The sequence below is a fragment of the Collinsella sp. AF28-5AC genome (assembly GCF_003457875.1).
Classification (GTDB): domain Bacteria; phylum Actinomycetota; class Coriobacteriia; order Coriobacteriales; family Coriobacteriaceae; genus Collinsella.
In genome coordinates this window covers 77978-103793 of sequence record NZ_QRTA01000004.1, presented here as the reverse complement: position 1 = coordinate 103793, position 25816 = coordinate 77978, and the positions used below count along the sequence as shown (strand labels likewise).

Below are 25816 nucleotides of genomic sequence, written 5' to 3'. Positions count from 1 at the left end.
GTTATTATCTCGAAAACTGAGTATTTCGCCATACCCAGCTCCCCGATAGGATGTTCCGTCAAGCAATGCACATGCCAACCAAGGGAGCAACCATGGCAGAACAGACCAGCAAGGCCGATCGCGTCAAACTCAATCGAGAGCTCGCGCAGATGCTCAAGGGCGGCGTCATCATGGACGTCACCACGCCCGAGCAGGCACGCATCGCCGAGGAGGCAGGCGCCTGCGCCGTCATGGCACTCGAGCGTATCCCGGCCGACATCCGTGCCGCAGGCGGCGTCTCGCGCATGAGCGACCCCAAGATGATCAAGGGCATCCAGGAGGCCGTCTCCATCCCCGTTATGGCCAAGTGCCGCATCGGCCACATTGTCGAGGCGCAGGTCCTTCAGGCCATCGAGATCGATTACATCGACGAGTCCGAGGTTCTCTCCCCTGCTGATGACGTCTATCACATCGACAAGACCCAGTTTGACGTGCCGTTTGTCTGCGGCGCCCGCAATCTGGGCGAGGCGCTACGCCGTGTTGCCGAGGGCGCCACGATGATTCGCACCAAGGGCGAGCCGGGCACGGGCGACGTCGTTCAGGCTGTGCGTCACATGCGCAAGATCCAAAAGCAGATCCGCGACGTTGTCGCTCTGCGCAATGATGAGCTCTTTGAGGCAGCCAAGCAACTGCAGGTTCCGGTCGAGCTGGTACGCGAGGTTCATGCCACGGGCAAGCTTCCCGTGGTGAACTTTGCCGCCGGCGGCGTAGCGACCCCCGCCGACGCCGCGCTGATGATGCAGCTGGGCGCCGAGGGCGTCTTTGTCGGCTCGGGCATCTTTAAGAGCGGCGACCCTGCCAAGCGCGCCGCCGCCATCGTCAAGGCCGTGGCGAACTTCACCGATGCCAAGCTCATCGCCGAGCTTTCGGAGGACCTGGGCGAGGCCATGGTGGGCATCAACGCCGACGAGATTGAAATCATCATGGAGGAGCGCGGGCGCTAGTCCAGCAGAAAGGATCGCACATGAGCGATTATGCAGACCAAACGGTCGCCGTGCTGGCGGTCCAAGGCGCTTTTGCCGAGCACGAGGCAAGACTATCCGAGCTGGGCGCACACTATATTGAGCTGAGGCAGGCGGCCGATTTGCGGCAGAACTTTGATCGCCTGGTCCTCCCTGGCGGCGAGTCCACCGTTCAGGGCAAGCTGCTTGACGAACTGGGGATGCTCGAGGAGCTTCGTGCCCGTATCGCTGAAGGCACGCCGGTCCTGGGCACCTGCGCCGGCCTGATTCTACTGGCTCACGACCTTGCCGCCCACGATGACAAGGGAACACCGCGCCTGGCAACCATGGATGTGCTCGTTGAGCGTAATGCCTATGGCAGACAGCTCGGCAGCTTTCGCACCAAGGGGTGGGTAGGAGGTATCGAAGGTGAAGTGCCGTTAACGTTTATCCGTGCACCCCGCATCGTCAAGGTGCACGGCAATGCCAAGGCCTTGGCCGAAGTCGATGGCCGTATCGTCGCCGCCCGTCAAGACAAACAGCTCGGTGTCACCTTCCACCCCGAGCTCGACGACGACACGCGCCTCCACGAGTTCTTCCTCCAAATGTAGGCAGAAAACAAACGAGCGTTGATTTTCGGACGCATAGCGATAGACGACCACATTTGCCCAGATAAAGCCGACCAAAATAAACCTGTCCCTTTTTGGCAGGTTTGGACTATGGGAACGCCGATGTTTTTGTACCGACAGCGAGCGCCGCCCAGGGCGAACAAGTTGGCATGAAAAAGGCGAGGCATAGACCTTCTGGTCATGCCTCGCCTTTTGAATGACAAATTGTCGCCCTGGGCGGCGCGCAGCGTCAACTAGTTACGCGGTTTGGTAAAATCGCGTAACTAATTAGAAACGGTTGCCGCGGAAGCCGCCGCCATTGCGGCCGCCACGATCGCCACCGCGACCGCCGCGGTCGTTACCACGGTTGCCGCTAAAGCCACCACGGTTGCCGCCGCGGTCGCCATAGCCACCACGGTTGCCGCCAAAGCCGCCTCGACCGCCGCGGTCGCCGCCACGGTCACCAAAGCCGCCGCGGCCGCCGCGATCGCCACCGCGACCGCCACGGTCGCCGCCACGGCCACCGCGATCACCAAAGCCGCCGCGACCGCCGCGGTCGCCGCCACGGCCACCGCGATCGTCACGGCCGCCGCGAGGACCGCGGTCCTCGTCCAGGCCCATGGCGACGAGCGGAGCGATAACCTTATCGAGAGCGGCCATCAGCTCGGTGGCCTCCTCGTAAGAAAGCTCGGGCAGGAGCTTCTCCTTCTTGTTGGCAAGCTCGACCAGACCCTCAGCGGCATCCTCGGCAGCGAAGACGACGATCTTGCGCATATCGCCCTCGGCGTCGTCGATGCGGCCGACCAGATCGGCAGCCTCGGCCTCGGCCATCAGACCATCGAGCTCACGAAGGCGCATGCCCAGCAGGTCGGACATTTCCTTCTGCTCCATCTTGGGCTTGAGGTCAAGGAGCTTGATGGCGCGCTCGATGTTCGCCATGCGCTCGGCCTTGGCCTCCTCCTCCTTGGAAATAGCAAAGCGACGGCTACGCAGCAGGCGGGCGGCCTTCTGCATCTTGTCCATCAGCTCTTCGTCATCGTAATCAGCGGCGGCCTCGACAACCTCGGCCTCCTCCTCGGCGGAAACCTCGTCAGCAGCCTCAACCTCGGCAGCTTCGGTCTCCACGGTCTCGACTGCCTCGACCTCGGCAGCCATGGTCTCGTTCTCGGTCTCGTTCATGATCTCTTCGTTCTCTGACATGAGACTCCTTCTTGGCCCTCTCGGGCATCATCGCCCCATTCGCGGGGCCCGTCGCGCACTCTTTGCGCTTTAAACATTCATGCCTCTCGGCAAAACGTCCATTAGTTTATGGTGTCGCCATCCAATCTAGCTGCAGAATCTATGTGCACACATTAATGCGACATGTGCGACTCGCGACGAGCGTACACCAGCGACGTCACGAACCCGACCACGGCAATTACAGCCGCCACACGCACGGCAGCTGCAAATCCAATCGCCTGGTCAACGTCGATCGCAGCGCCAGCGACGCTGGCAGCCGCCGCAGAACTCGAGAGCAGACCGATAAACAGCGACGGGCCAAACGATGCGGCAATCATGTTCCACGTGTTAAGCAATGCCGTTCCGTGAGGATGCTCAGCGGCAGGCAGCGTCTCCAAGCCGGCCGTTTGCGAGGGACTCAGCACCAAACCGACTCCGGCATACACCACAACGGTCAGCGCCACGACGACGCCGATGTTCATGCTTGCCGCCGTCATCGAGATGGCAGTCTGTCCCACGGCAATCAGGGCAAAGCCGACCGGCAGCAGCGGCCATGCGCCACGGGCGTCCATCACGCGTCCGCCCACAATCGAGGTCACGGCGTTGCAGGCAATCGCCGGCAAAATGAGCAAGCCCGCAACAAGGGCGGTCATGCCGTATGCGCCCTCAAAATAGAGCGGCAACAAAACGCTCATCGAGAACGTCGTCATCATCGACACCACCACAAGCAGGCACGCAGGCCAAAAGCGAACGCTCGCCATGGGACGCACGTTAAGCACCGGATGTTCGAGCTTGAGCTGACGGGCCGCAAACAGGCCGAGCAGCACAATGGCGGCGAAAAGTGCCACGATACCGGCAATCAGATTGGTCGAGAACTCGCCTACGGAATACACAAATGCCGTAATGCCGGCCGCGAGCAAAACAACCGACAGAATATCAAGCGTGGTATTCGAGCGCTCTCCGACATTCTGGACATGCTTTACGCCCGCCGCAGCGACCACAATGCCGCCCACCAGCGGCACTACGAACACCGCCCTCCAGCCAAACAACGTGCACATAAGACCACTGATCACGGGTCCAAACGCCGGCCCCAACGTAATGCAGGCACCGCCCAAGCTCAGATACAGGCCGAGCTTCTCGCGCGGAGCGCAAGACAGCACCACGTTCATCATGAGCGGGAACAAGATGCCCGATCCCGCAGCCTGCAAAATACGACTTGACAGCAAAACGCCAAACGACGGAGCGACCAGGCACAGAACTTCGCCGGCGACCATGCATCCGCATGCGAAAAACAGCAGCTTGCGCGTCGAGAAACGGCCGGACAGGAAGGCCATGATGGCCGTAAAGATCGACGTCACGATCATGTAGCCCGAAACGAGCCACTGCGCCGTGGTGGCACTCACCGAAAAGGCCGCCATAATGTCGTGCAACGCCACGTTAATGATGTTCTCGTTAAACGCGGCAACAAAGGCTGCAATATACATTACGACGAGAATTGCCGCAGTGGCCGATGGCGGTGCTTGAACTTGTTGCTGAGATTTGCTCCCCATGCATTTCCTTCCTCTTGGAACGACAGTCGCATCGCCCCAGAGGAACAGTCCAGGGCGAAAATGAGCCCTAGACTTACGCCAGACGCCGTACACGACGAGTCTGGCAACATGGTCCAACATCGAAAGATTGTAACGCGGACGCACAGCTTTCCTTCCGCGCTATTATTAAAAGTCCACGAAAGCATGAGACATGAGGAGCCCGCCATGATTAAGCCCATCATGAAATCCGAGTTCTTTTTGCGCCTGTCTTCCGAAGACGCGGGACCCGACGATGCCGCGACCGGGCAGGACCTCCTGGATACGCTCCACGAACATGAGCATGAGTGCGTGGGGCTCGCCGCCAACATGATCGGCGTACGCAAACGCATCATCTGCGTAAAGGACGGCAATAGGGCGCTGCTGATGTACAACCCTCAAATTCTTGAGCAGGTCAATGCCTATCAGACGAGCGAAGGATGCCTCTCGCTGATCGGCGAGCGTCCCTGCACCCGCTATCGCCGCATTAAGGTTGAGTATTTGGACGAGAACTTCGTCCACCGCATCAAAAACTTCTCGGGCTACACCGCCGAGATCATCCAGCACGAAATCGACCACTGCAACGGAATCGTTATTTAGTTCCGCCGATTCAAGAAAGCCCCCCGCAGCCAAGCAACTGCAGGGAGCTTTTCATAGTGCGGAGCTTCTATCCCACTAGTTCTGACGGTAGTGATCGAAGAAGTCGGCGAGGTCTTCGAGCGACTCTTTGAGCACTTCCATGCGCGGCAGGTACACGATGCGGAAGTGGTCGGGCTCGGCCCAGTTAAAGCCGCCGCCGCGCGTGATGAGGATCTTCTTCTCGTGCAGCAGATCGAGGGCAAACTGCTCGTCATCGGTGATGTTGAACTTCTTAACATCCATCTTGGGGAAGATGTAGAACGCCGCGCGCGGCTTGACCACCGAGATGCCGTCGATCTTGCTGAGCGCCTCATACACAAAGTTGCGCTGCTCGTAGACGCGACCGCCGGGGCGGATGTAGTCGTTGACCGACTGATGGCCGCCGAGCGCCGTCTGGACGATCGACTGGGCCGGCACGTTGGAGCACAGACGCATGTTAGAGAGCATGTTGACGCCCATGATGAAGTCGCTCATGCAGCGCTGGTTGCCCGAAAGCACCATCCAGCCAATGCGATAGCCCGCGATCATATGCGACTTGGACAGGCCGCTAAACGTAATGCAGGGCAGATCGGGAGCGAGCGAGGCAATCGAGACGTGCTCGTAGCCGTCCATGCACAGACGGTCGTAGATCTCATCGGCAAAGATCATCAGCTGATGCCTGCGCGCAACCTCGACGATGCCCTCGAGCACCTCGCGCGGATAGACAGAACCCGTGGGGTTGTTGGGGTTGATGATGACGAGGGCCTTGGTCGCGCTCGTGATCTTGGACTCCATATCCTCCAGGTCGGGATACCAATCCGCCTGCTCGTCGCATAGATAGTGCACGGGATGACCGCCGGCAAGGGTTGCGCACGCCGTCCAGAGCGGATAATCGGGGCTGGGGATCAGAATCTCGTCACCATTGTCGAGCAGCGCGTTCATCGAAAGCTGAATGAGTTCGGACACGCCGTTGCCCGTGTAGATATGCTCCATCTGAACATTGGGCAGCCCCTTGATCTGCGAGTACTGCATGATCGCCTTGCGCGCAGAGAACAGGCCGCGCGAGTTGGAATAGCCTTCGCAGTCGGGCAGCTGCTGGCGCATGTCCTTGATAACCTCGTCGGGCGTGCGGAAACCGAAGGGCGCCGGGTTACCGATATTGAGCTTGAGGATGCGCTCGCCCTCGTCCTCCATACGGGCGGCCTCGTCGACGACGGGGCCGCGCACGTCATACAGGACGTTATCGAGCTTGGTGGATTTAGAAAAAGTGCGCATGGTGGTGCTCCTTGCAATTTGAGCTGAGGGATGGGGTTCGGGCTTGGAATCGTTGCGGGGTGATGATGCCTCGCCTTGATCGGCGTCGCCGGCAAGCAGCCAGGTAACATCGACCTCCAAAATACGGGCGAGCAGCTCAGCCACATCGCGCCGCGGGATCGTCTTGCCGCTCACATATTGGCTCATCTGACTCTTGCCGAGTTTTTTGCCGAGCATCTCCGATGCGCGGATCACGTCCGACTGGCGAACGTCGCGATCGGACATAGCCTGTCGCAGGCGATCGCTAAACGTCTCTTGGGCCACTAGAACCTCCTTGCTGGCAAAGTTCAATTTATAGAACACGAATTGAACCAGGGTTCAATTTAGCAAGCAGTATAGCGCCGTACCTCATTCGAAAGTTCAATTTCATAAGAAAATGTATCGGACTCCGAGATTTGCCCAAAGCGAACAATGGTGTGTACACGTTTAGAGGTATTCGAGGAAACGGGCGGCGGCAAGCGAAACATCGGCCGTTCGATATATGGCGTTGATCTGCCGATGGGGATGTCCCTCGAGCGAACGCACGGCAACATCGAACTGACAACGGCGCAAGATGAGCGCGGGAAGAATGCTCACACCCAGGCCGTCCTCAACCATGGCCATAATCGCATAGTCATCCCAGGTCGACAGCTTGGAGCACACCGTCAGTCCCGCCCGACGGAACAGCGGCGTAATCTCGTCATCGGTGCCGCGTTCTAGCAGAATAAACTGCTCGTTGGCTAAATCGGCAAGAGAAACGACCTCCGCCGTGGCAAGCAAAGAGTCTGCCGGTACTACCGCCATCAACTCGTCGCGCACCAAAGACCGCGATGCCATGCCGTTTTCTCGGGGCTCACGCGGGATAAAGCCCAGGTCACAACGACCCTCAGCCACCCATTGTTCAATCTCTGAGTAATCGCCCATCAGCAGCTCGTAATCGACATCCGGATGATCGGCGCGAAAGCGCGCGATCACCGGCGGCAGTACATGAGTCGCCACACTCGAAAACGTACCGATACAGATCTTGCCGCGCATGAGCCCTCGCATCTCGTCCACGCGTCGCTGCAGGCGGCCAAACTCTTCGCATAACGCCTCGACTGCCGGCATGACCTGCCGCCCGTCGGCAGAAAGCACCACGCCCTCGCGGCTGCGATCAAGCACCTTAAAACCCCAGTCTGCCTCAAGGTCGCCCACCATGCGGCTCACGCCCGACTGCGAATAGCTCAGCCGCTCTGCAGCACGCGTAAAGCTGCCGGCACGCACCGTCTCGAGCAGCACTTGCATCTTTTGGATATTGGTCTCCATGGCACGTCCCCACCCTTGTATGAGTTTTTGTCATGTTTTCCATGCATTATATTCGCTTTTCTTCTAAAGCCAGTTCACCCATAGTGAACATGCTCGGATATAGAGGGGATGGAAGCGCATGAACAACGGACTGTTTACGTACTTAGCAGCATTGCTATTGTTTGGCTCCAACGGCATCATCGCCGCTGCCATCGCGCTGCCGAGCTCCGATATCGTGCTGCTACGCACGTTTTTGGGCGCTCTCTCGCTTGTCACTATCCTCGCCATCACCCAACACCATAAGTTGCAGGCGCCATCTCGTCCCCGCGAAGCCGCGGCCCTCCTCCTCTCGGGAGCTGCGCTGGGCGCCAGCTGGATTTTTCTGTTCCGCGCCTACCAGACGATCGGCGTCGGCGTATCCTCGCTGCTGTACTACTGCGGCCCCATCATTGTCATGGCGCTCTCCCCGCTCATCTTTGGCGAAAAGCTGACCGGCGGCAAAATCGCCGGCTTTGTCGCCGTTGCTTGCGGTGCTTTTCTCATTGCAGCGCAAGGTCTAGGCGGCAATATGCCCATTGCGGGCATCGTCTGTGGAATCGCCTCGGCCTTCTGCTATGCATTGATGGTCATCGCCAGCAAGGGTGCGCCGCACATCGAGGGCCTCGAGAACTCCGCGCTCCAGGTGAGCGCCGCCTTTGTGACCGCACTGGTCCTCACGCTCATCACGCAGGGCGCTCCCTCGTTCCTGTCCGCCGGCGTCGCCGCCAGTATTGATTGGCACGCCGTCGCTATGCTCGGCGTCGTCAACACCGGCATTGGTTGCCTGCTCTACTTTAGCGCCGTCGCCAAGCTGCCCGTCCAGACCGTCGCCGTCGTCGGCTACCTCGAGCCGCTTTCGGCGGTCGTGTTCTCGGCCGCCCTTTTGGGTGAAGCCATAACACCGGTCCGCCTGCTGGGCGCCGCGCTTATCATCGGCGGCGCGATTTTTTGCGAACTCGCCGGCAAACGCGCAAACGCCAAGGCTGGCATCGCCCAGACAGCACGTGCTTAAAAGCCCCTGCTTTGAAATGCTACCTGCGTAGATAAATAATCCCCAGCTGAGGATTATTGTCTAAAATAACCCGATGTGCCAAACTGCTCTTGTATGTATAAAGACGGCATAAAGTTTTTTGTCCTAGACAGATAACCGGATGTCTAAGGGAGTCCTCGTGGCACACAACAAACTGGAGGCAAACCTCCAAGGCCAGCATGGGCAGGGCGGGCACGGAGCCATTCCCCTCTCCGCTGGCATGCTGCTCGTAACGCTCGGCGTCGTCTATGGCGACATCGGCACGAGCCCCATGTACACCATGAAATCAATCGTCGCCAACAACGGCGGCATCGGTACCGTCAGCGAAGACATGATCTTGGGAGCGCTTTCGCTTGTCATCTGGACCATGACGCTCGTGACCACGGTCAAGTACGTGGTTATCGCCATGAAGGCCGATAACCACAACGAGGGCGGCATCTTCGCCCTATTCAGCCTCGTGCGCAAGGTGGCGCCATGGCTGATTCTCCCCGCCATGATCGGCGGCGCGGCGCTGCTCGCCGACGGCATCCTCACCCCCGCCGTCACGGTTACCACGGCCATCGAGGGCTTGCGCACTATCGAGTGGGGCCACGCGCTTTTGGGCGACGGCCAGACCAACGTCATCATCATCACCATCATCATTATCTGCGGCCTATTTGCCATGCAGCGCGCCGGTACCTCGTCGATCGGTAAGCTGTTCGGCCCGCTCATGACGCTGTGGTTCCTGTTCCTGGCAGGCGCCGGCCTGTTCAACATGCTCGGCAACCTATCCATCCTGCGCGCGCTCAACCCCATCCGCGGCATCATGTTCCTGTTCTCGCCCATCAACCACTCGGGCATCATGGTGCTCGGCTTTGTCTTCCTGTCGACGACCGGCGCCGAGGCCCTCTACTCGGACATGGGCCACGTTGGCAAGGCCAACATCTATGCATCCTGGCCGTTTGTTAAGGCGGCCCTTATCCTCAACTATCTGGGTCAGGGAGCTTGGCTGCTCGCCAATAACTCCAACCCCCAGATGCTCGCGATGGATATCGTCAACCCGTTTTATATGATGCTTCCCGAGCCCCTGCGCCCCTTTGCCATCGTACTTTCGGCCGTAGCGGCCATCATCGCCTCGCAGGCGCTCATCACCGGCTCGTTCTCGCTGGTATCCGAGGCCACGCGCCTCAACCTTATGCCGCATCTGCGCATCCACTACCCCAGCGACACCAAGGGCCAGCTCTATATTCCGCTCGTCAACAACATCATGTGGGTCGGCTGCATCTTCATCGTGCTGCTGTTCCAAAACTCCGAGCGCATGGAGAGCGCCTACGGCCTCGCCATTACCGTGACCATGCTCATGACCACGACGCTTTTGACGAGCTATATCGCTGGCATTCTCAAGCACAAGCTGGGCGCCTGCGTCTTCGCCCTGCTCTTTGGTGCCATTGAGCTGTGCTTCTTCGCCTCGTGCCTCACCATGTTCTTTGACGGCGGCTATGTGATGATCTTCCTGGCCGCACTGCTGTTTGGCCTTATGTACGTGTGGCGCCGTGGCACCGCCATCGAGCGCACGCAGACGATTCTGTTGCCCGTCTCCAAGTACATCGATCAGCTCAACCGCCTGCGCAACGACGAGACCTATCCCGTGCTCGCCGACAATCTGGTATTTCTCACCAACAGCCCCGACCCGCTCACGCTCGACCGCGACGTGCTCTATTCCATCCTGGACAAGCACCCCAAGCGCGCCAAGGCATATTGGTTCATCAACGTGCACGTTACCGACGAACCCTATACGCACGAGTATTCCGTCGAGACCTTTGGCACGGACTTTTTGTTCCGCGTGCGCTTGGACCTGGGCTTTAAGGTCAACCAGCGCATCAATGCCTACCTGCGTCAGATCGTTGGCGACTTGATGGCATCGGGCGAGCTGCCGCCGCAGCATCACACCTACTCCATCTACGAGACGCGCGGCAACGTGGGCGACTTCCGTTTTTGCATGCTGCGCAAGATGCTTGCTCCCGAGACGGACATCAACCGCAACGACCATCGCGTGATGGCCATCAAGTATGCCGTCCGCCGCGCCTGCGGAAGCCCGGCACGCTGGTACGGTCTTGAGAACTCGGCCATCATCATCGAGTACGTACCGCTCTTTGCCCGCATGCGTCCAGCAGTCAAGCTCGTACGCACCCAGGTGCCACTCGAGGTCCAAATCGAGGAAGCCGAGGAAATGGAAGTCGATATCTTCTCGGACGACCTGGTCAACGGCAACGAGGCCGGTAAGGACATGAACGTCGATCCCACCGAGCTGCTCGAGAGCGTCGCCGATACGCCCGAACAGCAACAGCTCGACGGCCTCGAGAGCGAACAACTCAACGACGCCAACTTCTAGCAACGCCACAAATCAACGACAGCGGCCCTGCGCCTCACGAGAGACGCAGGGCCGCTTTGCATTGCAGTAAAGCTAACGGCTACGAACGGCGCGGCTCGGGAACCACGAGCCTATCGGGGCTCGCGCCCTCGGCATCCATCAGGCTCACGTAGCGAATCGACGGATCCCCATACATCGCGTAGTAATAATTGCCCGTGCGCGCACTAAAGCATCCGGTGTAGATAGTCTTCTCGAACTTGCCATCGCCCATCCTGGACGCTCCCTCGATCATCACCACGCCCTCGAGCGAGCGGAACATGCGAACGACGTTTTCGGTCTCGCTCTCCTTTTGCGGGTAATTGGCATTGAGGTACGCCGCCTTTACAAAACGGCTCGGCGAATAGCAGTCACCCGGAATACCGCGCATGCCGGCACCCGCGCCATAGGGCTTGAGCTCGGCGCCACGCCATGTCGCCGTCTGCGGAAAATCGCTTGTGGCCGTGATATAGGTGCGCAGGTTTTCCATGTGCCACGGGAAGGTGGGCTGATTGGCAAGGGTATCGACCGGATCGTCGTATACATGCAGGCCGTCAGCCATCATCTCGACCACGATGCTGCGCTGGCTGTCGCCGATAATCCAATGGAGCAGCGACACGCCCAGCCCCTCTCCGGCAGATTTGGCGACAATCACCGTGTCGCGCAGCGCGTCCTCGACCTCATCGACCGTCGAGAACGTCGCTGCCACCCACAGGGGAAACTCATAGGCCGCGATATTGTTCTTGCCGTCGACAGGGCCCTCGGCATACTCGGCATAACCCGGGAAATTGAGACCCGCCACGGCGAGGCCCGCATCGTTGCCGCAGTCGAAAAACATGGGATAGTTCTTGTAATCGATGCACATACCAATCACCGCGTGTGCCGCTGTCGCGTCGTCGATAAACGAATACGGAATGTGGAACCCGCGCGGCATCACACGAACCTGTTGGCCGTAGTCAAAGCTCCAGTCGAGGTTGCGGCCTAGATACATGTGGCCAGAATTATCGGTAAATCGAATGCTCGTACACATAGCGCCTCCTAGCTTTACGTTCCTGCTAAGGTTATTGTCACCAAACAAAAAGGCGCTAAACACAAAAGCCCGGACATGACAACAATGTCACGCCCGGACCAAAAGAGACGAAGTGTGGTGCTTTGTTCCCCTTAGACCAACTTTCCTAGACAGTGGTCAATCATGTGCTGGATCATCTGTGCCTCAAAGCCCGCGTAGTCGCGGCGGCACTCCTTCATCTTGCCGTCTACGATCTGATCAAAGGCGACCTTGCACTTGATATAGCGCGTGGACTTGGTGACCTCCTCGTGCGTCAGGCAGCTCTCCTCCATCTTGCTGGCGCCCAGGCCAAACACCAGACGGGGGTTGTAGAGCACGTGGGGCTCGCCGGCATCGTCCAGGTAGACGCAAACCTTCTTGGTAACGCCAATCTGGTTAGCGGCCAAGCAGCCGGCATCGTCGAGCGACTTGATGGTATCGATCAGGTCCTGAGCAACCGACTCGTCCTCGACGGTCGCAACCTCGCAACGCTGGGACAGAATAGCCTCGTCGTGGCAAAGCTCTTTAATCATACGTTCCTCCATAGGGGTCGTTGTAACCGCTTAAGTATACGGTACCCACACATTTTCATGCGAAAAATACCGTCCGTCTGCTACAAAGCGCCGAACATCAACATGCGAGGAACAACAGCGTCGTAAAGGGGCTATAGTGGGTGAGTTCGTGTCAATCGGCCTAAACTCGGGGCCGAGCAAGGAAAGGGTATGCATGGACGAACTATTTCACGTCAGCGAGCGCAAGTCCACAATCGGGACCGAACTGCGCGCTGGACTGACAACATTCCTGGCGATGGCCTACATCATCGCCGTCAACCCCGCAGTGCTCTCGGGCGCTGGCATCGATGCGGGAGCGCTCGCCTGCGCCACCTGCCTGGGCGCCGGCATCATGACCATCTGCATGGGCATCTTCGCCAACCGCCCGCTCGCCTGCGCGTCGGGCTTAGGCGTCAACGCGATGATCGCTGGAATCACCACCACCGTCTGCGGCGGTGACTGGCACGTGGCCATGAGCGTCATCTTCCTCGAGGGTATCGTCATCTTGCTGCTCGTGCTTTGTGGCCTGCGCGAGGCCATCATGGACGCCATCCCGGTTGTCCTGCGTCACGCCATCTCGGTGGGTCTGGGCCTGTTCATCGCCATGATTGGCCTGTGCGATGCCGGCATTATCACCGCTGGCGCCGGTACACTCGTCGGTCTGGGCGACATCACCTCCCCCACCTTCATCGTCGGCATCATCTCCATCCTGGTGACAGTCGCCCTCGCCTGCCGCAACGTCCCCGGCTCGCTGCTCATCGGCATCGTCGTCGCCGTCATCGCCGGTATCCCCCTAGGTGTGACCCATGCTCCGACCGGTATCATCGCCCCGCTCGACTTCTCGAGCATCGGTGGCCCCATCGCCGACGCCGGCGGCGTGCCCGCCATCGTCAAGGTCCTTACCGACCCCACGCTCCTCGTCATCTCGTTCTCGCTGCTCATGAGTGACTTCTTCGACACCATGGGCACCGCGATGGCCGTAGCCAAGCAGGGCGAGTTCCTCACCGACGACGGCAACGTCGAGAATATCAAGGAGATCCTGATCGTCGACTCCGCCGCCGCTGCTGTGGGCGGTTTCATGGGCGTCTCCTCCATCACCACCTTCGTCGAGTCCACTTCCGGCGCCGCCGACGGTGGCCGCACGGGCCTCACCTCCGTCACCACCGGCGTGCTGTTCATTCTCGCCGCGTTCTTCTCCCCCATCGTCACCATCGTTTCCAGCGCCGCCACCTGCGGTGCTCTGGTCTACGTCGGCTACCTCATGATGAGCGAAGCCTCCGAGATCGACTGGTCCGACGTGTCGCAGGGTTTCCCGGCGTTCATGATCGTCGCCGGCGTGCCCTTCACCTACTCCATCTCTGCCGGCATTGGCCTGGGCTTTATCGCCTACGTGATCGTCGCGCTCTTTAAGGGCGAGGCCTCCAAGATCAAGCCGCTCATGTGGATCGCAGCCCTTGCCTTCCTCGTCTACTTCTTCGTGGCGTAACGGCATAGTCTGCTAAAGCAGAACATCAAGGCGCGGAGTCGCATCGAGCGGCTCCGCGCCTTTCTTTTAGCGTCTGCCCCCGCGCCAGCGTGCGACAATTGAGGCTGTCAATATCACAACACCGAGAGAAGCCTGCCTTGGAAGCGCATCATAAGCAGATAACCGTTTATTCAGAGTGTGTGGAAGGCGCGCCCGTCATCTACCTTCCCGTGGTTATGGGCGACGGTAGTGAAGTCTACGAGCGCTGCCGAGAGCTCGACTGCCCGCCCTTCACCCTTGCCGCCATTGGAGGACTCGATTGGAATCGCGAGCTGAGCCCCTGGGAATGCGACGGAACTATACGAGATGCCGAGCCCTTTGGCGGACAGGCGTCTGAGTTTCTCGATGAGCTGCTGAATCAGATAATCCCAGAGGCCGAATCATCACTTCCCTGCCCGCCCACCTGGCGCGGCATTGCCGGCTACTCGTTGGCGGGTCTTTTTTCACTGTGGGCACTTTGGCAAACAGATGTCTTTGAGCGCGCGGCAAGTGCATCGGGGTCGCTGTGGTTCCCCGGCTTTATCGACTACGCGCGCGAGCGCACGATGACAGCCACGCCCGACGCCGCCTATCTGTCGCTCGGTAAAAAGGAAACCAAGACGCCCAACCGCATGATGCGGCACGTACTCGACGATACGCGTGCGATGGAAGAGCTGTTTATCGAGCGTGACATTCCAACAACGCTGGAGCTCAACCCCGGCAATCACTTTGCCCAAACTGACCTGCGCATGGCGCGCGGCATCCACTGGATACTGACGCATTAAAAATGGCGTCCACGCGTACATACGCATGGACGCCATTTTTAATTTGGCTGAACGCAGCTACTATTCAGCAGTCTCCTCAAGCTCGGAAGTATCAAACTCAAAGTCATTACCGGGCAGGATGGCGTTGAGCACAATGCCCACCAGCGAGCCCACGGCAAGGCCCGAACGCGAAATCGTCACGCCGCCCAGCTCCAGCACGATGGCACCGGCGGTACTGTAGGCAATGCCGAGCGAAAGCACGAGCACCAGAGCCGCCACCAGCACGTTGCGGTTGTTCTGGAAATCAACCTGATTCTCGATGAGGTTACGCACGCCAACGGCGCTGATCATGCCGTAGAGCACGAGTGACACACCGCCGATAACGCACGCCGGCATGGCGGCAATCACCGCAGCAAACTTGGGGCAGAACGAAAGCACAATGGCGCAGCAGGCGGCAATGCGAATCACACGCGGGTCGAACACACGCGTCAAGGCAAGCACGCCGGTGTTCTCGCCATACGTCGTATTGGCGGGGGCGCCAAAGAGCGATGCCAAGATGGTCGCCAGGCCATCGCCGAGCAGGGTACGGTGCAGACCGGGATCGGCAATGTAATTGCGTTCGCAGGTAGAGCCAATGGCGGAGATATCGCCGATATGCTCGATCATAGTTGCAAAGGCCAGCGGCATGATGGTGATGATGGCCGTCGTGGCAAGACCGCTATCGAACTGCGGGCCAAAGAGCGCAAACACGGTGTTGTCCCACACGATGGGCAGACCGACCCACGGAGCGGCGGCAACGCCCGAAAAATCGACCTCACCCAACGCGGCCGCAACGGTATAGCTCACCACGACGCCCAGCAGGATCGGCACGATCTTGACCATGCCGCGGCCCCAAATATTGCAGATGACGATGACGGCCGCAGCGACAACGGCAACAAGCCAATTGGTCTGGCAGTTGGCAATGGCAGAGCTCGCTAGGATCAGGCCGATGGAAATGACGATGGGACCGGTCACCACCGGCGGAAAGAAGCGCATGACACGCTTGGCGCCAAAGGCACGGAACAGGGCCGCGAGCACCGGATAGAGCAGACCGGCGCAGGCAACGCCCAGACAGGCGTAGGGCAAAAGCTCGGCCTCGCCGTTGGGCGCAATGGCGGCATAACCCGCGATAAAGGCAAACGACGAGCCCAGGAACGCAGGCACCTTACCGCGCGATAGAAAATGAAACAGCAGCGTGCCGATGCCGGCGAACAGAAGCGTCGCCGAAACGGAAAGGCCGGTGAGCACGGGCACGAGCACCGTTGCTCCGAACATCGCAAACATGTGTTGCAAACCCAACACGAACATGCGCGGGCGGCCGAGCGACGATGCGTCGTAGATGGCATCGGTGACGGCGGGCGTCGAGGATTGGGACATGGAAGTCCTTTCATGATGGAAGGGCGATCAGGCATATCGGATAACCTGCCCGAACGATACGATCCGAACCATTGTACGTGATACACCATGTCTCGCGCGCGCCGTCACCTGCAAGCGGTAACGTTACTTCCAAACGCGCTCAGCAATGCGCTTGACCAGCGCGATCTTTGCCCACTGTTCGTCCTCGGTCAGCTTGTTGCCAATCTCGCAGCTGGCAAAGCCGCACTGGGGCGACAGGTACAGGTTCTCGAGCGGCACATACTTTGCGGCCTCTTGGATACGTTCGACGATAACGTCCTCGTCCTCAAGCTCAGCCGCCTTGGTGGTCACCAGGCCCAGCACGACCTTCTTGCCGGGAGCAACGTACTTAAGCGGCTCAAAGCCACCGGCGCGTGGCGTATCGAACTCAAGGTAGAACGCGTCGACGTTCTCATGTGCGAACAGGTACGGCGCAATGGGATCGTAACCACCCTCGAAGGCATACGTGGAGTGATAGTTGCCGCGGCACACATGCGTGTTGATAACCAGATCGTCGGGCTTGCCCGCGATGGCAGCATTGTTGAGCGCCACGCCCAGCTCGCTCACCTTTTGCAGGTCAACCGGGCTCATGCCAGTCTTGGACACAAAGTCCGTATCGCAATAGATGCCCCAGGTGCAGTCATCAAATTGGATGTTGCGGCAGCCCGCGGCATACAGGTCGGCGATCACCGTGCGATAAGCGGCTGCAATGGCGTCGGCAAGTTCCTCATCGGTCTTGTAGACGGCGCGCAGACTCTCCTGCTGTCCATCGCAGCGGTCGAGCGTAACCTCCGAGAACGTCTGGATCGGCGCCGGAATGGTTTGACGCGCGACCTGGCCCTCCCCCTCAAGCGCCTTGACAAACTTAAAATGCTCGACGAACGGGTGGTTCTCGCCGCTAATGGGACCGGTAACCACGGCGGTGTCGGCCGTCGTCTCCTCGTCATGGAACATATAACCCGTGCGTGAGGTGCGGCGCTCAATGCCGTTAAGGCCCCACATAAAATCGAGGTGCCAGTAACTGCGGCGGAACTCGCCATCGGTGATCACCTGCAGGCCGGCGGCCTTCTGCTTGGCCACTAAGTCGCGGATGGCCTCGTCCTCGACGGCCTTAAGGCCGGAAGCGTCGAGTTTACCCGCGACATAGGCGGCACGGGCATCCTTTACAGCCTGCGGACGAAGAAAACTGCCGACGATATCGGCACGAAACGGCGCGTTCGGTTGAATCGAAGTGCTCATAGATATCTCCCTTTGCATTGGTTGCTTTACTGGGACAGAGTATGAGCGCTCATATGGTCATCGTAAAATATACGTTTATAACAGTTTGATATAGATGCTTCCTATATCAGTCTGGACTGTCATAAAGAGACTTGAACCGTGCGGAGCACAGCAGCCTAGATATGCTGACGAATCGCGTCGATATAGGCCCGACCGTAGCGCGTGAGCGTCGTGTTCTTGCGCGTGATGATGCCAATCTCCATGTACTCGTCCACGTCGAGCGGAATCGAGATAATGCCGGGGCCGTTGAGCTCGTGGCTGATCACGCCCGAGCATACCGTGTAGCCGTTGAGGCCCATGGCCAAATTGAACAACGTCGCACGGTCGCGCACGCGGATATTTTTGCGACGCTCGAACGTCGAGGTCAGCTCCTCGGAATAGTAAAACGAGTTGTAGCTGCCCTGCTCGTAGGACAGGAACGGGTAGTCTTCCAGATCCTCGAGCGTCACGCTGGAGCGGCCCGCCAGCGGATGGTCGGCGCAGACGAAGACATGCGGCGTGGCGCAGAAGAGCCCTTCGAACACGAGCTCGTTGGCGGCAAGCATGCGCTCGATGACCTCGCGATTGTGCTCCGACAGATACAGGATGCCGAGTTCGCTTTTCATATGCGCGACATCCTCGATAATTTCGTGGGTCTGCTCCTCGCGCAGGGTAAAGTCGTAGCGCGCGGCATCGAACTCGCGGATCACATCGACAAACGCATTAACGGCAAAGGAATAATGCTGGCAGCTCACACTAAAGTGCGGCACCTGCTCGGACGTGCCTTTGTACTTGCCCTCGAGCAGGTCGGCCTGGTCGAGCACCTGGCGCGCGTAGCCCAAGAAGGTCTCGCCTTCCTCGGACACAATGACGCCCTTGTTGGTGCGCTCAAAGATATGCACACCCATCTCGTTTTCGAGATCGCGAATCGACGCGGTAATCGAGGGCTGCGACACAAAGAGCCGGCGCGAGGCCTCGGTGATGCTACCGCATTCGGCAACCTTAACAACATATCTGAGCTGCTGGAGCTTCATAGCCTTCTCCCTAGACGTTCGTGACGCCAAAACCTGCCGCGTCCATTTGACGCATAAACGACGGCATCTCCCCCGTCGCGGCGCAGGCGGCAATCTGATGCAGAGCCCCGGCAACCGCATCATCTGCCGCAGCGCCAATATGCCAGCGTGCGGCAGCCGTGACGGCCTCGTTGGCATTGGCGACTGCAACGGAGTTAGGAACGGCATCGATCATGGGCAAATCGTTATCAGAATCGCCGAATACGGCCACCTCGTCGGGCGTCAGGCCCAAAGCGCGCGCCAGCTCCAGCGCAGCGCAGCCCTTGTCCCAACCAGCCGGAAGGATGTCGAACAGGCGCACTCGGTTGTTGGGAAACACAAGCGAGAGTTCCGGCACCTCAGCGGCAACGCGCTCACGTAGCTCCGCGAGCTCCTCACGCGAACGGGCACTCCAGATATTCGCCTTAAACACCGACGCGTCATCGACGACGGGACGACATGGGGCCTCTTCGCCTTTGAGCCACGCGTTGCCGCCCGACTCCATGGCGCGACGAACGCGCTCGGGGTCACTCGTCACACAATGGGCATCGTTGCCCCAAAAGTCATCGCCCAGGCTGTAGACTTTTAGAAATGTATCGTCGGTCTCTTGCTCCAGATAGTCGGCCAAACGCATCAGAGCATCGTTGTCGATTGCGCGCGAGGCGACTACTTCGCCGTCAACAAACATCACCTGGCCGTTACAGAACGCACCGGTCGAATAACACCCGGAACGGTTTTTGAACATCCAGCCCATCGCGGACGGCTGACGACCCGAAACCGGCCCAAAGTGCAAACCCGCCGCCTGCATGGCATGAATACCCTCAATGGCGTAGTCGCTGGCGCCGTCATGCCCGGCTGGAATCAGTGTATCGTCCATATCGGTCAGCACAAGTTTGATCATAGAGTCCCCTCGGTCATTCTTAATCCCATCTATTGTACCGACCTGCCAAAAAGGGACAGGTTTATTTCGGCAGGTTTCATCTGGGAAAACGCAAAGTCCCAGTTGTTACCTGCCAAAATAAACCTGTCCCTTTTTGGCAGGTGCGCTAGTATAGGGAACAACAGATTCGATGCGGGAGTGCCGGCGGTGCAAACCACAAGGCTGAGAGGGCATGGGGCCCAATCCTTTGAACCTGTCAGTTAATGCTGGCGTAGGGAGCATGCCGCCTTTACAGGGGCGCTGTCTATGCACAGCGCCCCTTTTCTATGCCAAGGAGGCATGTGCAGTGATTGATTCGGAACAGCTTAAGCAACATATGGTCAAGGCCGTGGAGGAGATTCGCACCACCAATCCGATGGCCGGCTCCATCACCAACACGGTGACGATCGACTTTGTCGCCAACGCGCAGCTCGCTGTGGGTGGATCGGCCGCCATGGTCTATCTTCCCGACGAGGGCGAGGCGCTCGTTGCCGGCGGCGGCGCCATCTATCTCAATATGGGCACGCTCTTCCCCATCTACGAGCAGACGATTCCCCGCGCGGCCAAGGCGGCACACGACGCCGGCAAGCCCTGGGTGCTCGATCCGGTGGGTCTGGGCATCGGCAGTCTGCGCACCCAGTTGGTAAACGAGCTTAAGCAGTACAAGCCCGCCATCGTGCGCGGCAACGCCTCCGAGATCATCGCGCTCGCCGGCCTGTGGGGTCTTGAGGGCGAGGCGGCCGATCTGAGCCGCGTGCGCGGTGTCGATACCACCGACACGGTCGACGCCGCCCGCGATGCCGCCGTGGCGCTCGCCCGCTACACCGGCGGCGCCGTTGTGGTCTCGGGCGAAGTCGACCTGATCACCGACGGCATGACCGTGGCCAAGTCCCACGGCGGCAGCCCGCTCATGTCCAAGATCACCGGTTGCGGCTGCTCGCAAGGCGGCGTGCTGGCTGTGTACGCCTGCGCTGCCGACCCGTTTACGGCCGCCGTCTGCGGCACCGCCGTCTACAACGTTGCCGGCTCGCGTGCCGCCGCTGTCGCCGACGCCCCGGCAAGCTTTAAGGTCGCCTTTATCGACGAGCTCTACCGCGCAACCGCCCAGGACATCGCCAACAACCAGCTCGACCTCGAGGAGGCATAGGCCATGTCCGAGCCCGCAACCGATGCCGGCATGAATACGCTCGTCGCCGTGGCCATCGCCCCGTGCGGCACCGGCGATGAGCTGTCCGCCGAGGTCGCCGAGGTCGTGCGCGTCATTCGCGAGAGCGGCCTTCCCAACCGCACCACCTCGATGTTCACCGAGATCGAGGGCGACTGGGACGAGGTCATGCAGGTCGTGCGCGACGCAACCTTTGTGTTGGCGAGCAAGGGCATCCGCACCGAAGTCGTGCTCAAAGCCGATATTCGACCCGGATTTACCGACACCATGACCGGCAAGCTCGAGCGCATGGAAGCTCAGATCAAAAAGCAGGAGGAAACACGATGAGTATCCGCGACAACCTTGATATCTCGGCCTATCTGGTGCTCGGCCCCGAAAACACGCTCGGGCGCCCCGTGGGCGATGTGGTGGCCCAGGCACTCGACGCCGGCTTTACCTGCATCCAGGTGCGCTCCAAGGTGGCAAGCGCCCGCGAGATCATTGCGCTGACCGGCGACGCCGCGCAGGCAATCGCACAGGCCGGCAAGACCGGTCAGGTCGCTTTGCTGATTGACGACCGCCTGGACTGCGTACTCGCCGCGCGCGAGCAGGGCATTGCTGTCGACGGCGTGCACGTGGGTCAGAGCGACATTCCCGTCGAGGTCTGTCGCAAGCTGCTGGGGCCCAACGCCATCGTGGGCCTTTCCGCCCGTTGCGAGGAGATGCTCGAGTACGTCAAGACCGCCGACATGAGCCTAGTCGACTACCTGGGCATCGGCCCACTCCACGAGACCGAGACCAAGCGCGACTGCGGACGCGCGGCCGACGGCTCTATCATCACCAAGAGCTTTGAGGACCTGGCCGCCCTCCACGCGGCAAGCCCCGTGCCCATCGTGGTGGGCGGCGGCGTCAAGACGGCCGACCTGCCACAGCTCAAGGCCACCGGCGTCGACGGCTTTTTCGTGGTGAGCGCCGTCTGCAGCGCCGATGACCCCTACGCCGCGGCCAAGGAGCTCGTCGACACCTGGCAGCAGGCGTAAGTCTAGGCCGAGCAGCTGATTCGCAGCCTCATATCTTCAGCAATGGAAAGCGCATCCCAGTTTGAGCCTCCATTCCGGGATGTGCTTTCCGCCGAGATGGCGGCAGCAGCCTCTACCCTGCCAGATATGCCTCCAGTGCCGGCAAGGTCGCCTCCGCATCGCGGCGACCAATCTGGTAGATGCGCTCAAGTTCATCGGGCTCGCGACACAGCGACGGCACCTTCACCGATTCGCTCGGACGCACCACAAAGATCTCGCCGGCAGCCTCGCGACGTGCCAGGTCATCGAGCGTGGCATTGTAGACCTCATGCCGATGCTCAAGCGCTGCGACAAACTCCGGATAGTGACGGAACACGCGCCGCAGCATGGGCATCACGCTGTTGGGCTGCTTCACAAAGCCCGCCGGCTGCGTGAGTACCACGATATTGCGGTCATACCCCTGCGCAAACAGCCACGCGCTGGGAATAGAATCAGCCACGCCACCATCCAGATACTTATGCCCGTCAATAGCAACGGGACGCGTCGCCACGGGAATTGCCGACGACGCCCGAATCCACTCGATATCGCGCTCGTCGCCATACGGCAGATCGTGATAGACGGCCTTGCCCGTCTCGATATCGGTACACACGCACGTAAATCGCATGGGACAGGTGCGATACGCCTCTAAGTCGATAGGATCGCGCTCGATAGGCACCTCGTGATAAGCAAAGTCGGCATTGTACATATCGCCGGTTCGCAGCCAGCTGGTCACGCTCGCATAGCGCTTGTCGGCGCAATAGGCCTTGTTATAGCGAATGGCGCGGCCGATCTGGCGCGATTTAAAGTTGTAGCCAAACGCCGCGCCCGCCGAGACGCCCACCATATGGTCGCAGGTCAAACCGTGCTCCATCCAAACGTCGAGCACGCCCGCCGTATACATACCGCGGTAGCCGCCTCCCTCGAGCGCCAGCCCCACCGTGCGCGTCATATTTGACTGTGCCATGCGACCATCTCCGTTCCTGCGTTTTAAAACGGGACAAGTATACCCGTCAACATATATCGTCCCAGTCGCATTTTTATCGAACATCGCATCGTCGCGCTACCGCTTGTCGAATAATAGCCGCCCACAGCATGTGCACCCATATATAATTGTGCACTATTGTTTACACTACTCAGCTGTTATCAACAGCGAACATTAGCCGACAAATTAACTCAACAACGCGGCAAGGCGGGGGCCTGGATACATGCAAAGCGCTGAGCAACGACGCGTGTACACAACGAGCTCGCCCGACGCAATCCGCCCCGACCTCAGAAAGTCGCTTAGAACATGGAAACTGTCAGCAATTACACCGAAACGCTCGAAAAGACCGTCCGCGACCTTCTCGAACGGCAGGAGGATCTGATCAGGACTGCCTTTACCGACCAGCTTACCGGGCTTGGCAACCGTGGCGGCTTTGCCCGTTCCCTCGAGGAGCTCTGGGAGCAGGACGCCCCCGTTACCATGGCGTTCATCGATATCGACAATCTCAAGCACTGCAACGACGTCTTTGGGCATGACGAGGGCAACCGCTATATCTTGCAGGTAAGTCTCTATCTTAAGCTGTATATGAAGGTGGGCGAAGCGGCGTTTCGCATAGGCGGCGACGAGTTTGCCATCCTATCTACGATTGCAACCGAGGACGACCTCGCCGAACGTCTGAAACACTGCCGAACGGTTCTGCTCAAAAACAACGATTCCGAGATGCCCCACTCGTTTAGCTACGGAGTGTCACATGCCGACCCCGCCCTGGGCGAAGCTTCCAATCGCATGACGCTCGATGCCGACCATCGCATGTACGACTACAAGCTACGTCATGCCATGCACCTCGATCGACGCAATATCACGCAAGTCCACGCCGACGACTTCGAAATAAGCGATCGTATTTTTGACGCCTTTTCGATGCTCAACGAGGGCCGTTATTTCTTTATCGAGAACTTGGACAAACATCGCACCCTTTGGTCACAAGGTGCCTTGCGCGATCTTGGCCTTCCCTCGGAGCACATAGACAACTGTCGCGATTACTGGAAAACGCGCGTCCATCCCGACGACCTTGAGGCCTGCATCAACGACATCGACCAAGTCTACAACGGCACCAAGCACCGTCGCGTCATGCAGTATCGTGTGCGCAACGCCGTCGGCGACTACGTCCTTTGCCGTGCTCGCGGGTTTCGTATCGACGGCGACGGAAATGTCCCCTCGCTCTATGTCGGCGAGCTCGTCAACCACTCACTTGCCGAAACCGTCGACGCTGCCACAGGCCTCGGAACGCAGCGCATGCTGGTCAACGCCATCGACGCCTGCCGCCGCGATCGTTGCGAGACAGGGCTTATAGCGGTGCGCGTTCGTGGCACGACAAAACTCAACGAGCTCTACGGGGCCGAGGCTGTCGACAACATGCTTGCCGAATACGCAGGCCGCATGCTGTCGATCACCCGCGGCAGGAGCCGGGTCTACCGTTCACGAAGCGTCCAGTTCGTCGTGCTCAGCAACGAACTAGACCACGAGGCATTCGAGCAACTGACCCGCCACCTTAAAGAAGCCGTTTTCGCTCCTGTTCGAATCGCAGGCGACACCATTACTCCCGTCTGCCTTGTCGTCCCGGCCTTTTACGAGCACTTAACCCATCAAGCGACCGCCGTTTTAGGCGAACTCGACCGTCGCCTTCGCACGGCCGGCGGGCTTGTTCCCAACGACAGCCTCCCCATACCCGAGGCGGAGCGCAAAAGCGCCATAGCTGAACGTATCGACTCGCTCACGGGCCTCTATCGACCCAGCGAGTTTATGCGGCGCGCCAACGCATTTCTCGAGGCAAGGCGCAACGGCACCTGGTGCATCGCCACAGTCGACATGGGCCACATGCGCCTGTTTAATGAATGGCACGGCCAGGCCGAGGGCGACCGCGTACTCGCCGATGTGGGCACGGTCCTCAAGGACATCGAGAATGCCGATATGGGCGTCGCAGGGTACTGGGGCCAAGATGACTTTTGTGTACTCATCCCCTTTAAGCACATCACCGTCCATCAAATCTACAACCGCGTTCGCGAGGCCGTAGCCAGACATGATGACGGCGTAGGTTTTTGGCCGTCCATGGGCGTTTACCCCATCGACTCCAATGAGGAAATCACCATCGATGCGCAGGCAAAGGCCATGTTTACCAATCGACGCGCAAAAAACGACTTTAAGGAGCGCATTGCTATTTTCCGCCCCGCGGAGTACGAGCGCGAAGTCGCGTTCCACCGCACGCTGACCGAATTCCAGTACGCGCTGTCAAATGGTCGCATCACGTACTATCTTCAGCCCCAGGTCGATATGGAAACCGGCGAGATTATTGGCGCCGAAGCACTCACCCGCTGGATTGACAAGGACGGCTCTCTCATTTCGCCCACAACGTTTATCCCCGCACTCGAGGAAAGCGGCTTTGTAGTGACGCTCGACAAGTACATTTGGCAGGGTGTCGCCATATGGCTTCGCGAGCGTCTCGATCGCCGTCTTCGCGTGGTTCCGGTCTCGCTTAATGTGTCGCGCGTGGATATCCTTGCCTGCGACGTTGCCGAACATATGGGGGCGCTCGCCGCCCAATACAACCTACCGCCCGAGCTCATGCGTATCGAGATCACCGAGACGGCTTATACGGGAGAATCCGAGGCCGTGGATAAGCTGACCGCAGATCTGCACACCCGCGGCTTCTCGACCTATATGGACGATTTTGGCACCGGTCAGTCCACGCTCGCGATGCTCAAGAACGTCAACGTCGACGTCATCAAGCTCGACCGCACCTTTGTGCCCACCGACCGCGATCAAGGCCGCAGCACGCAAATCATTTCATCGATGCTCGAAATGGCGCAGTCGCTCCATCTGCCCGTCGTGGTCGAAGGCGTCGAGACAAATGAGCAGGCAAACATGCTACGACAAATGGGCGCCCGCTACGCTCAGGGCTTCCTCTACTACCGCCCCATGCCTGCGAAGGATTTTGAGGCATTGCTCGATGGTGGCAATAACAACTGATACGCTCGCGCGCAAAACGCCACCGTCGAAGGGGGCATTTGTCTCCATTAGCTAACTT

The 25816-nt window shown here is 59.5% G+C and carries 22 protein-coding genes and 1 riboswitch; of the genes, 11 read left to right on the top strand and 11 right to left on the bottom strand.

Annotated features, from left to right (window positions below):
* Positions 1-92 precede the first annotated feature (92 nt).
* Both pdxS and pdxT read left to right on the top strand, forming a co-directional pair.
* Complete coding sequence (gene pdxS, locus DWZ01_RS04575) at positions 93-983, top strand: pyridoxal 5'-phosphate synthase lyase subunit PdxS (RefSeq protein WP_117769825.1); 891 nt, start codon at positions 93-95, stop codon at positions 981-983.
* Between the two features lie 20 nt (positions 984-1003).
* Positions 1004-1591 carry a pyridoxal 5'-phosphate synthase glutaminase subunit PdxT gene (gene pdxT / locus DWZ01_RS04570; protein WP_117769826.1) on the top strand — a complete coding sequence of 196 codons (588 nt, stop codon included), beginning with the start codon at positions 1004-1006 and terminating at the stop codon, positions 1589-1591.
* Between the two features lie 285 nt (positions 1592-1876).
* On the opposite strand, the gene DWZ01_RS04565 is transcribed toward pdxT, so the two are convergent.
* On the bottom strand, positions 1877-2788 hold the full coding sequence (locus DWZ01_RS04565; protein ID WP_117769827.1) for a hypothetical protein: 912 nt from the start codon (positions 2786-2788) through the stop codon (positions 1877-1879).
* Positions 2789-2940: 152 nt separating this feature from the next.
* A complete protein-coding gene (locus DWZ01_RS04560) occupies positions 2941-4356 on the bottom strand; it encodes an MFS transporter (RefSeq protein ID WP_117769828.1) in 1416 nt (471 codons plus the stop codon).
* Positions 4357-4560: 204 nt separating this feature from the next.
* On the opposite strand from DWZ01_RS04560, the gene DWZ01_RS04555 reads away from it, so the two are divergent.
* On the top strand, positions 4561-4971 hold the full coding sequence (locus DWZ01_RS04555; RefSeq protein ID WP_117769829.1) for a peptide deformylase: 411 nt from the start codon (positions 4561-4563) through the stop codon (positions 4969-4971).
* Positions 4972-5046: 75 nt separating this feature from the next.
* Here the strand turns inward: DWZ01_RS04555 and DWZ01_RS04550 are convergent, their stop codons facing one another.
* Positions 5047-6528: an aminotransferase class I/II-fold pyridoxal phosphate-dependent enzyme gene (locus DWZ01_RS04550; RefSeq protein ID WP_117848274.1), complete on the bottom strand. Its 1482-nt coding sequence runs from the start codon at positions 6526-6528 to the stop codon at positions 5047-5049.
* Positions 6529-6729: 201 nt separating this feature from the next.
* The gene (locus DWZ01_RS04545; RefSeq protein ID WP_233506171.1) at positions 6730-7587 is read right to left on the bottom strand and encodes a LysR family transcriptional regulator; all 858 of its coding nucleotides are present in this window, start codon (positions 7585-7587) and stop codon (positions 6730-6732) included.
* 118 nt (positions 7588-7705) lie between these two features.
* Here DWZ01_RS04545 and DWZ01_RS04540 point away from each other — a divergent pair, with 118 nt between their 5' ends.
* Both DWZ01_RS04540 and DWZ01_RS04535 read left to right on the top strand, forming a co-directional pair.
* A complete protein-coding gene (locus DWZ01_RS04540; protein WP_117848246.1) occupies positions 7706-8617 on the top strand; it encodes a DMT family transporter in 912 nt (303 codons plus the stop codon).
* Positions 8618-8756: 139 nt separating this feature from the next.
* The gene (locus DWZ01_RS04535) at positions 8757-11006 is read left to right on the top strand and encodes a KUP/HAK/KT family potassium transporter (RefSeq protein ID WP_117848245.1); all 2250 of its coding nucleotides are present in this window, start codon (positions 8757-8759) and stop codon (positions 11004-11006) included.
* 79 nt (positions 11007-11085) lie between these two features.
* Here DWZ01_RS04535 and bsh read toward each other — a convergent pair whose 3' ends face one another.
* A complete protein-coding gene (gene bsh, locus DWZ01_RS04530; protein WP_117848244.1) occupies positions 11086-12051 on the bottom strand; it encodes a choloylglycine hydrolase in 966 nt (321 codons plus the stop codon).
* A gap of 131 nt (positions 12052-12182) precedes the next feature.
* Positions 12183-12602, bottom strand: a complete 420-nt coding sequence (locus DWZ01_RS04525) for a peptide deformylase (RefSeq protein WP_035137017.1) — start codon at positions 12600-12602, stop codon at positions 12183-12185.
* 193 nt (positions 12603-12795) lie between these two features.
* Between DWZ01_RS04525 and DWZ01_RS04520 the strand changes: the two genes are divergently transcribed.
* Both DWZ01_RS04520 and DWZ01_RS04515 read left to right on the top strand, forming a co-directional pair.
* Positions 12796-14106 carry an NCS2 family permease gene (locus tag DWZ01_RS04520; protein WP_117769832.1) on the top strand — a complete coding sequence of 437 codons (1311 nt, stop codon included), beginning with the start codon at positions 12796-12798 and terminating at the stop codon, positions 14104-14106.
* Positions 14107-14243: 137 nt separating this feature from the next.
* The gene (locus DWZ01_RS04515) at positions 14244-14909 is read left to right on the top strand and encodes an alpha/beta hydrolase (RefSeq protein ID WP_147332623.1); all 666 of its coding nucleotides are present in this window, start codon (positions 14244-14246) and stop codon (positions 14907-14909) included.
* A gap of 60 nt (positions 14910-14969) precedes the next feature.
* Here DWZ01_RS04515 and DWZ01_RS04510 read toward each other — a convergent pair whose 3' ends face one another.
* The 4 genes from DWZ01_RS04510 to DWZ01_RS04495 all read right to left on the bottom strand — a co-directional run bounded on the left by DWZ01_RS04510 (position 14970) and on the right by DWZ01_RS04495 (position 19532).
* Positions 14970-16304 carry a uracil-xanthine permease family protein gene (locus tag DWZ01_RS04510; protein WP_117848242.1) on the bottom strand — a complete coding sequence of 445 codons (1335 nt, stop codon included), beginning with the start codon at positions 16302-16304 and terminating at the stop codon, positions 14970-14972.
* A gap of 123 nt (positions 16305-16427) precedes the next feature.
* Complete coding sequence (locus DWZ01_RS04505; protein ID WP_233504606.1) at positions 16428-17561, bottom strand: 5-methyltetrahydropteroyltriglutamate--homocysteine S-methyltransferase; 1134 nt, start codon at positions 17559-17561, stop codon at positions 16428-16430.
* A 155-nt stretch (positions 17562-17716) separates the two neighbouring features.
* Entirely contained in the window at positions 17717-18613 is an 897-nt protein-coding gene (locus DWZ01_RS04500; protein ID WP_117769836.1) for a LysR family transcriptional regulator, read from the bottom strand.
* 10 nt (positions 18614-18623) lie between these two features.
* Positions 18624-19532: an HAD-IIB family hydrolase gene (locus DWZ01_RS04495; protein ID WP_117769837.1), complete on the bottom strand. Its 909-nt coding sequence runs from the start codon at positions 19530-19532 to the stop codon at positions 18624-18626.
* 163 nt (positions 19533-19695) lie between these two features.
* Positions 19696-19806, top strand: a riboswitch (TPP riboswitch).
* A gap of 51 nt (positions 19807-19857) precedes the next feature.
* On the opposite strand from DWZ01_RS04495, the gene thiM reads away from it, so the two are divergent.
* The 3 genes from thiM to DWZ01_RS04480 are packed head-to-tail and all read left to right on the top strand — an operon-like array spanning position 19858 to position 21734.
* Entirely contained in the window at positions 19858-20697 is an 840-nt protein-coding gene (gene thiM / locus DWZ01_RS04490; protein WP_117769838.1) for a hydroxyethylthiazole kinase, read from the top strand.
* Positions 20698-20700: 3 nt separating this feature from the next.
* Positions 20701-21042, top strand: a complete 342-nt coding sequence (locus tag DWZ01_RS04485; protein WP_233504607.1) for a thiamine-binding protein — start codon at positions 20701-20703, stop codon at positions 21040-21042.
* Positions 21039-21734: a thiamine phosphate synthase gene (locus DWZ01_RS04480; RefSeq protein WP_117769839.1), complete on the top strand. Its 696-nt coding sequence runs from the start codon at positions 21039-21041 to the stop codon at positions 21732-21734. The genes DWZ01_RS04485 and DWZ01_RS04480 overlap by 4 nt, the downstream gene beginning before the upstream one ends.
* A gap of 112 nt (positions 21735-21846) precedes the next feature.
* Here DWZ01_RS04480 and DWZ01_RS04475 read toward each other — a convergent pair whose 3' ends face one another.
* On the bottom strand, positions 21847-22716 hold the full coding sequence (locus tag DWZ01_RS04475) for a patatin family protein (protein WP_199411352.1): 870 nt from the start codon (positions 22714-22716) through the stop codon (positions 21847-21849).
* A 324-nt stretch (positions 22717-23040) separates the two neighbouring features.
* Between DWZ01_RS04475 and DWZ01_RS04470 the strand changes: the two genes are divergently transcribed.
* On the top strand, positions 23041-25758 hold the full coding sequence (locus DWZ01_RS04470; protein WP_117848240.1) for an EAL domain-containing protein: 2718 nt from the start codon (positions 23041-23043) through the stop codon (positions 25756-25758).
* Positions 25759-25816: the final 58 nt, after the last annotated feature.

Excerpts from the sequence above, each read along its gene's own strand:
- pdxS (WP_117769825.1), top strand. The coding sequence starts at position 93 with ATGGCAGAACAGACCAGCAAGGCCGATCGCGTCAAACTCAATCGAGAG.
- pdxT (WP_117769826.1), top strand. The coding sequence starts at position 1,004 with ATGAGCGATTATGCAGACCAAACGGTCGCCGTGCTGGCGGTCCAAGGC.
- DWZ01_RS04565 (WP_117769827.1), bottom strand. The coding sequence starts at position 2,788 with ATGTCAGAGAACGAAGAGATCATGAACGAGACCGAGAACGAGACCATG.
- DWZ01_RS04560 (WP_117769828.1), bottom strand. The coding sequence starts at position 4,356 with ATGGGGAGCAAATCTCAGCAACAAGTTCAAGCACCGCCATCGGCCACT.
- DWZ01_RS04555 (WP_117769829.1), top strand. The coding sequence starts at position 4,561 with ATGATTAAGCCCATCATGAAATCCGAGTTCTTTTTGCGCCTGTCTTCC.
- DWZ01_RS04550 (WP_117848274.1), bottom strand. The coding sequence starts at position 6,528 with ATGTCCGATCGCGACGTTCGCCAGTCGGACGTGATCCGCGCATCGGAG.
- DWZ01_RS04545 (WP_233506171.1), bottom strand. The coding sequence starts at position 7,587 with ATGGAGACCAATATCCAAAAGATGCAAGTGCTGCTCGAGACGGTGCGT.
- DWZ01_RS04540 (WP_117848246.1), top strand. The coding sequence starts at position 7,706 with ATGAACAACGGACTGTTTACGTACTTAGCAGCATTGCTATTGTTTGGC.
- DWZ01_RS04535 (WP_117848245.1), top strand. The coding sequence starts at position 8,757 with ATGTCTAAGGGAGTCCTCGTGGCACACAACAAACTGGAGGCAAACCTC.
- bsh (WP_117848244.1), bottom strand. The coding sequence starts at position 12,051 with ATGTGTACGAGCATTCGATTTACCGATAATTCTGGCCACATGTATCTA.
- DWZ01_RS04525 (WP_035137017.1), bottom strand. The coding sequence starts at position 12,602 with ATGATTAAAGAGCTTTGCCACGACGAGGCTATTCTGTCCCAGCGTTGC.
- DWZ01_RS04520 (WP_117769832.1), top strand. The coding sequence starts at position 12,796 with ATGGACGAACTATTTCACGTCAGCGAGCGCAAGTCCACAATCGGGACC.
- DWZ01_RS04510 (WP_117848242.1), bottom strand. The coding sequence starts at position 16,304 with ATGTCCCAATCCTCGACGCCCGCCGTCACCGATGCCATCTACGACGCA.
- DWZ01_RS04505 (WP_233504606.1), bottom strand. The coding sequence starts at position 17,561 with ATGAGCACTTCGATTCAACCGAACGCGCCGTTTCGTGCCGATATCGTC.
- DWZ01_RS04500 (WP_117769836.1), bottom strand. The coding sequence starts at position 18,613 with ATGAAGCTCCAGCAGCTCAGATATGTTGTTAAGGTTGCCGAATGCGGT.
- DWZ01_RS04495 (WP_117769837.1), bottom strand. The coding sequence starts at position 19,532 with ATGATCAAACTTGTGCTGACCGATATGGACGATACACTGATTCCAGCC.
- DWZ01_RS04485 (WP_233504607.1), top strand. The coding sequence starts at position 20,701 with ATGTCCGAGCCCGCAACCGATGCCGGCATGAATACGCTCGTCGCCGTG.
- DWZ01_RS04480 (WP_117769839.1), top strand. The coding sequence starts at position 21,039 with ATGAGTATCCGCGACAACCTTGATATCTCGGCCTATCTGGTGCTCGGC.
- DWZ01_RS04475 (WP_199411352.1), bottom strand. The coding sequence starts at position 22,716 with ATGGCACAGTCAAATATGACGCGCACGGTGGGGCTGGCGCTCGAGGGA.
- DWZ01_RS04470 (WP_117848240.1), top strand. The coding sequence starts at position 23,041 with ATGGAAACTGTCAGCAATTACACCGAAACGCTCGAAAAGACCGTCCGC.